The organism is Actinoplanes subglobosus (assembly GCF_042650585.1).
Lineage (GTDB): Bacteria > Actinomycetota > Actinomycetes > Mycobacteriales > Micromonosporaceae > Actinoplanes > Actinoplanes subglobosus.
The window spans coordinates 492,074-499,208 of sequence record NZ_JBHSBL010000005.1; the positions used below are offsets into that span (position 1 = coordinate 492,074).

Annotated in this window: 6 protein-coding genes; 4 read left to right on the forward strand and 2 right to left on the reverse strand. The window is 71.8% G+C overall.

Translation table 11 applies throughout. The annotated features are described in order from the left end of the window. Positions 1-249: 249 nt before the first annotated feature. Positions 250-1,554, reverse strand: coding sequence for a serine hydrolase domain-containing protein (locus ACFO0C_RS05685; protein WP_378065437.1), 1,305 nt, complete (start codon positions 1,552-1,554; stop codon positions 250-252). 84 nt (positions 1,555-1,638) lie between these two features. Between ACFO0C_RS05685 and ACFO0C_RS05690 the strand changes: the two genes are divergently transcribed. From ACFO0C_RS05690 to ACFO0C_RS05700, 3 genes are all read left to right on the forward strand, one after another. Next, positions 1,639-2,091 (forward strand): NfeD family protein, encoded by a 453-nt coding sequence (locus ACFO0C_RS05690; protein WP_378065438.1) that lies wholly within the window; start codon positions 1,639-1,641, stop codon positions 2,089-2,091. Between the two features lie 12 nt (positions 2,092-2,103). Then, positions 2,104-3,186, forward strand: a complete 1,083-nt coding sequence (locus ACFO0C_RS05695; RefSeq protein WP_378065439.1) for an SPFH domain-containing protein — start codon at positions 2,104-2,106, stop codon at positions 3,184-3,186. Positions 3,187-3,296: 110 nt separating this feature from the next. Continuing rightward, entirely contained in the window at positions 3,297-3,965 is a 669-nt protein-coding gene (locus ACFO0C_RS05700; RefSeq protein ID WP_378065440.1) for a hypothetical protein, read from the forward strand. A gap of 62 nt (positions 3,966-4,027) precedes the next feature. Here the strand turns inward: ACFO0C_RS05700 and ACFO0C_RS05705 are convergent, their stop codons facing one another. After that, complete coding sequence (locus ACFO0C_RS05705) at positions 4,028-4,837, reverse strand: TrmH family RNA methyltransferase (RefSeq protein WP_378065441.1); 810 nt, start codon at positions 4,835-4,837, stop codon at positions 4,028-4,030. Between the two features lie 49 nt (positions 4,838-4,886). Between ACFO0C_RS05705 and ACFO0C_RS05710 the strand changes: the two genes are divergently transcribed. After that, positions 4,887-6,452 (forward strand): FAD-binding oxidoreductase, encoded by a 1,566-nt coding sequence (locus tag ACFO0C_RS05710; RefSeq protein ID WP_378065442.1) that lies wholly within the window; start codon positions 4,887-4,889, stop codon positions 6,450-6,452. The last annotated feature ends 683 nt before the right edge of the window (positions 6,453-7,135 follow it).

Below are 7,135 nucleotides of genomic sequence, written 5' to 3' on the forward strand. Positions count from 1 at the left end.
CGGCCCGGGCCGACGGTTATCCCGGGCGTATCGCGTCCGTGAGTGACGGCTGAGATCGCGAGCCGTCGCTCACGCCGGTCATGACGTACAGGTCACCTGTCCGAGCGACGGCTCGCGATCTGGCGGTGACCGTCGCAATCAGCCCGGCGGCCGCGGCAGAGGCCGGGAGTGGGCAGCCACCTCGCGCGGGAGCCACGGGACCGGTGGGTGCGGTCGGGATGGGCCTACGGCGTACCAGATGGGGGTTTGTCAGGCCAGATGCAGGGGGTCGCGGCTGAAGAGGAAGGTGGCGATGTCCAGGCGGTCGGCCTGGCCCTCCGGATTGCGGAGGATGCGCAGGACCTCGCCCTCGTTGGGGCCGGAGAGGCCGCGCCAGCGGTCCGGCGCCTCGCGCGCGTAGCGGGTCTCGGCGAACGGCCCGGACATGAGCAGGGTGTCGCCGTCGGGGGTGATCGAGTGTTCGCGGCCCATCCACCACCAGCGGCCGCAGATCTCGGCGGCCTCGCCCTGCGGTGCCGCGGGTGGTCGCCACACCGGTACGGCCACCGGTTCACTGTCGACGGCCGCGGTCAGCGCCTCCAGGCTGATCTGCTGGATGGTGGTCCCGTCGATGCCGTAGGCGTTGGCGAAGACGACCGCGCCGAGCCGGCTGCCCCGGTGCACCGCGACGTGCGCGAGATAGCCGGGCATCGAGCCGCCGTGGCCTACGTAGACGCGCTCGCCGACCCGGAACAGTTGCGGCCCGAGGCCGTGCCCGGCGGTCCACGACTCCAGATCGCTGATCACGACGGGCGCGCACATCTCGTCGACCGTCTCGCGGGCCAGGACCGCGGGCGCCGGATCGGCCAGGAACCCGGCCCACTTCGCCATGTCGGTGACCGTCGACCAGAGCTGCCCGGCCGGGGCCATCGCGCCGGTGTCGGGGCGCGGCTCCTCGTGCAGGGCGCCGCTGAGGGCGTGCACCACGTAGCCGCGGGCGTACGGTTCGACCGGGTGGTAGCTGGTGCGTTTCATGCCGAGCGGGTCGAGGACGCGTTTGCCGGCGAGGTCGCCCCAGCTCATCCCGGTGACCCGTTCCAGGACGGTGCCGAGCAGGCCGTAGGCGAGGTTCGAGTAGCGGAAGCGGCGGTACGGCGCACCGGCGAGTTTCTCGTAGGTCAGCTCGGCCAGCAGTTTCTCGGTGTCGCCGCCGGGGTGGCGTTCCCACCACGGCCCGTCCGGCTCGCGCTGCAGACCGGAGACGTGCCCGAGCAGCTGGCGCAGGGTGATGCCACCGATCGGGGTGCCCGGCAGGTGCCGGTAGAGCAGGTCGTCGAGGGAGAAGAAGCCCTCGTCCCGCAGCTGCATCACCATCGTCGCGGTGATCGTCTTGGTGATCGAGCCGATCCGGTACTGGGTCTTGGGGTCCGGGCGCGGCTGCTCGCCGGCGCTCGCGAAGTGCAGCACCACCCGGTCGCGGACGACGGCGAGAGCCAGTGACGGCACCCGTCCGGCCGACTGCGCCCGGGCGGCTATCCCATCGATGCGGCGGCAGGTCTCCGGAAGCAATGACACAGTGGTTCCTCCCCTTCTGCGAACCTGCTGCGAACTCATCGGTCTAACTGTGCTGGACGTGCGCGGACGTGCCACGATCGGGGAGTGGAAGCCGTACTCTGGGTAGTCCTCGCCATCGGCCTGGCCATCGCTGAGGCCTTCACCGCCACGTTCCTCGTCATCTTCTTCGCCGCCGGAGCCCTGGCCGCCGCGGGCGCCGCCGCCCTCGGGGCGGACCTGCTCGTGCAGCTGATCGTGTTCGCTGTCGTCTCCGGCGTCTCCGTCGCGGCGCTACGCCCGATCGTCCTGCGGCATGCCCGGCCGGCGGTGGAGACGGGGGAGCGGCCGTTCGGCATCGAGGCGATCTCGGGCTCCCGTGGCACCGTGGTCGACGAGGTGACCGGTGACCAGGGCATGGTCAAGATCGACGGAGAGCTGTGGCAGGCCCGCTCGGCCGACCACCGGGAGAGTTTCGCCCCCGGTGAGCACGTGCGGGTGGTCGAGCTGCGCGGCGCGACGCTCGTGGTGTGGCACGACGACCTACCCGACGTTCAATAAGGGAGCGACGTCATGGAAGTGGTTCTGGCAGTTCTCGGTATCGCGATCGTCCTGTTCGCGGTGGTCACCCTGGCCAAGTCGGTCCGGATCGTCCCGCAGCAGCGGATGGACGTGGTCGAGCGGCTCGGCAAGTACTCGCGGACCCTCTCACCCGGCCTCAACCTGCTGGTCCCGTTCATCGACTCGGTGCGGACCAAGGTCGACATGCGGGAGCAGGTGGTCTCCTTCCCTCCGCAGCCGGTGATCACCTCCGACAACCTGGTCGTCTCGATCGACACGGTGCTCTACTTCAAGGTCGTCGACTCGGTGCGGGCGACCTACGAGATCTCCAACTTCCTGCAGGCCATCGAGCAGCTCACCGTCACCACACTGCGCAATGTGATCGGCTCGCTCGACCTGGAACGCGCCCTGACCAGCCGCGACCAGATCAACAAGCACCTGTCCAGCGTGCTCGACGAGACCACCGGACGCTGGGGCATCAAGGTCACCCGGGTGGAGATCAAGGCGATCGAGCCGCCGCCGAGCATCCGCGACTCGATGGAGAAGCAGATGCGCGCCGAGCGGGAGCGCCGCGCCACCATCCTGAACGCGGAGGGCCACAAGCAGGCGGCGATCCTGACCGCCGAGGGCGAGAAGCAGGCGGCCGTCCTGCGCGCCGACGGTGACCGGCAGTCGCGGATCCTTCAGGCCGAGGGCCAGGCCAAGGCGATCCGCACCGTCTTCGACGCCATCCATCAGGCCAACCCGTCACAGAAGGTGCTGGCCTACCAGTACCTTCAGTCGCTGCCGCAGATCGCCAACGGCACCGCCAACAAGGTGTGGATCCTGCCGACCGAGCTGACCAGGGCCCTCGAGGGTCTCGGTGGTGCGCTGGGCGGCCTGGCCAACATGGCCGGCGACGTGCCACGTGACGGCGGGCTCGACCCGGAGGCCATCGAGCGGGAGGCCCGGGCCGTCGCCGCCGAGGCGGCAGCCGAGGCGCGGAAACTCGACGACGAGGTCGAGGCGGCCCTTCCCGCGCCGGAGGCCATTCCGCCGACCGCTGCTCTCGGCGGTGCCGACTACGACGGGGCGGCACACATCGAGAAGCGCTGAAAATGTGAGATCAGCCGCAATCCGGGCGCGTCGTTTGGCATGCTCGCAGCAGGATTCCGACCGGTGCCCCCGGCCGCTCGGCTTGTTGCCCCTGCTAGTGAGGCGGAGCCATGAGCATCAGCCATCGTCAGACGGCGAGTGGGCGGCCCCTGCGGGTCGCCCCAGCCTGGGTCGGCGCCCCGACCCCGGCCGAGTCGGACGGACACCCGCTTCCGGTCCGGGACGCGATCTGGATCTGGTCGGTCCGGAGGTACGCGCGTCTCGCCCTGTGGGCCCTGCCGGTCGCCGCGGTCCTCTACGGCTGGCTCACCCTCGGCGTCCAGGGCCAGCCCGGCCCGCTCGTGGTCGGGCTCCTGGCCGGCTGGCTCGCGGTGATCGCCGTGATCGCGCTGGCCGGCCTGCTCGCCGGATCCCGGACCCGCCGATGCGCACTGGCCGGCCTGCTCGTCACACTGGCCGGTGGCACGATGCTGGTGCCGCTGGCCGGTCTGCCCGAGGAGGCCGTGGTGGAGAGCGCCCCCCTGGCCGCCGGGCACGTCGCCGACCTGCTGACCACCGCCGTGATCATCTCGGCGACCGGGTTGCTGCTGCTCGGCTGGGCGGTGTTCCGGTCGAAACTGGTCAACCCGGCCGACGGGGTGCTGCTGATGCTGGCCGCCGCGGCGATGGGCGCCGGCACCCAGATGGACCAGCCGGTCCCGACTGTCGGCGCGCTACTGCTCCTCGCCGCCGGGATGGGCCTGGCCTGGACCGGCGGCCGTCTCGTCCCGCGCGCCTAGCTCCTCCGTCCCGCGCCTAGCTCGTCTCGTCCCGTGCGCCTGGCTCGTCTCGTCCCGCGCGCCTAGCTCGTCTCGTCTCGTGCGCCGAGCTCGTAGAACGCCACCGCCGCGGCGGTCGCCACGTTCAGCGAGTCGACGCCGTTGAACATCGGGATCACCACCCGCACGTCCGAGGCGTCCAGCGCGGTACGGGTCAGCCCCGGCCCCTCGGCACCGAGCAGCAGGGCCGGCCGTGCACGCTGCGCCGGGGTGAGCGCGCGCAGCGCCACCGCGTCCGGCGCCGGAGTCATCGCCAGCAGCGTGAACCCGGCCGCCCGGATCGCCGCGAGGGTCGCCGGCCAGTCCTCGGACTTCGCGTAGGGGATGGCGAACACCTCACCCATGCTGACCCGCACGGCGCGGCGGTAGAGCGGATCCGCGCAGTTCGGCGACAGCACCACGGCGTCGATGCCGAGCGCGGCCGCACTCCGGAACAGCGCACCCAGGTTGGTGTGCGTGTTCAGCCCCTCCAGCACCGCGATGCTGCGGGCGTTCGTCAGGATGTCCGACAGGTCGGGAAGGGTGGTCCGGTGGAACGACGCCAGGATGCCCCGGTGCACGTGGAACCCGGTGATCGACTCCAGGACCCCCGGCGGCGCGGTGTACAGCGGCGCGTCGTCCGGCAGCCCGGTCAGCTGGCCGGCCCGCTTCTCGTCGACGAGCGCCGAGCGCATCCGGTACCCGGCACGCAGCGCCCGCCCGATCACCAGCTCACCCTCGGCGATGAACAGCCCGTTCGGCGGCTCCCAGCGGGTCCGTAGCTCGACGTCGGTGAGGGCGCGGTAGTCGCCGATCCGCGGGTCGTCCGGGTCGGTGATCGTCAGTGCAGGCACAACGGCATTATTCGCATCGCCGTCCCGGGGGTGCGGGTAGGGTTCTTCTGTGTCGTCTGGTTCGGGTTCGGGGTCAGATCCGCATCTGCTCTCCCTGCTGCGTGCCATCCGTCTGCGCCAGAGCGCTCCCGACGCCGCCTCCGCGGGCGAGGCCGACACCGCCGCGGCCCTCTCCGACATCCCCGTGCGGGAGGAGCCCGAGGAGGAGCCGGAGAGCCCCCGCCCTGCCGACGCCGGGCTGCTGTGGCGCGGTGACCCCGGAGCAACGTTGGGACGTGCCAGCATGAAGGCCATCCCGCCGATCGGCGGCGTCAACCCGTCCGGCCCGGCCGCACCCGTGCCGACCATCCCGCCGATCGTCGGGGTCCGGACCGGCGGCCCGCCCGGCACCGAGTTCCCCGCCGCGCAGAACTATCCGGCGATCCCGCGCCGCTTTCCCGGCCGCACCCTGCCCGGCCCCGGCGCGGGCCCCGGCCGCGACGGCATGGACCCGGCCGACGACGCCGCCCTCCGCGACACGCAACGCCTGCTCAGCACCAGCCTCACCTTCGCCGGCGGCCCCGACGCGGTCGCCGGCCGGCTGTGGCGTGCCCTCGACCAGGCCCAGCCCGCGTTACTGGAGTCGCTGCCCGGCGCCCCCGACGGCCAGCGGGCCCAACTGGCCCGCGCCATCACCTGGCTCATCCACACCATGGACGACCCGCCTGCCCTGGTCACCGGCTGCTCCGCGGTCGGCGCCGCGCTCGCCGAGTGCGGCATCCAGTGGAACCAGCTGCACCTCGTCGGCGCCGCCCTGGCCGAGTCGATGCGCACCGGCATGGCCCCCGGCACCTGGCGGCAGGAGTTCGACCAGGCGTGGCGCTGGACATGGCAGCACACCTACGAGTGGATCGTGCACGGGGGGACGCTGACGGCGTACCAGCCGACGATCTGGGACACCGAGGTCGTCGAGCACGATCTGCGCCGCGACGACCTGGCGGTGGTCCGGCTGCGCCCGTTCCTGCCGATGCCGTACCGTCCCGGCCAGTACGCCCGCTTCGAGGTCCCCGCCGTCCCCGGCATCTGGCGGCCGTATTCGCTGGCCGGAGCCCCACACCGGGAAGACGTCATCGAGTTGCACGTGCGCGCCAAGACCGAGACCGGCGTCAGCGGCACCCTCGTCCACCACACCCGCCCCGGCGACCGCATCCGGGTCACCCGCGCCGAAGGCGAGATGGCCCTGCCCACCGAGAGCGGCCGCCCCATCCTGATGATCGCCGGCGACACCGGCGTCGCCCCGATGAAGGCAATGCTCGCCGAACTCGCCGCCACCGCCGACACCCGCCAGGCGGTCCTGTTCTGGGGCGTCCGCGACCTGACCGAACTCTACGACATCGACGCCCTGACCGCGCTGGCCGCCGAGATCCCCCGTGCCACGGTCATCCCGATCGTCGCCGAAGGCGACCCCGGCCCCTACCCGTCCGGCCTGGTCACCGACGCCGTCGCCACGTACGGCGAGTGGACCCGCCACGAGATCTACCTGGCCGGCCCACCCCTCATGATCGCAAGCACGAGCGAGGCCCTCCACCGGCTCGGCGTCCCCCGAACCCGCATCCACCACGACCCACCCGAGTAGCCACCCACCCTCCCCACCCCCCCCGCTCACGGCTCCCCACAACCCACACCTTCCACCCACGGCGTCTGGCCCGGCCTTCCTGCGACTCACCCCCGTCCGCTTGCGGCATCCCGCCCGGCCTTCTTGGGCCCGCACTGTCCGCTTGCGGCGTCAGGCTCGGCTCTCCGCGACCGGCACCGTCCGCTTGCGGCCGTCCGCACGGTTCTCCGTGGCTCGCGCCCGCAGCGCGCCTTCCGGTCTGCCCTCCGCGCTTTCAGACCCGCTTTGGTACGCCGCGGACCGATCCCAACCGCATCGATCCAGTTCCGTAAGCCACCACGCGACCTTGGCGCATCCTCCCGGCCGAAACGCGGCCGCCGGGCTGAGGCCTTACCTCGCGCGGACGATGGGGTGGCCCGGGGCTGTTGTCGGGTGCGGTTGCCGCCCTCGGGTGGGCGGTGGGTGCGCCCGATATTGCTGTTGGGTGTGGATAGGCCTGGAGCGCGGCCATCGGGGGAGTGTCCGGCCGCTCGCGGGCTCGACTTGGTCGATTGTTTGGCCGGCTGGTTGCCACCGCTGTTTCCACTGCTTCGAGACGACGCTCACGACCAGCCGTCAAGATCCACTGTTGGCGGGATAGCCCCTCGTCTGGCGGGATAGTCCCTCGTCGGGCTGGGGTTTTACCTCGCGCGGACGATGGGGTG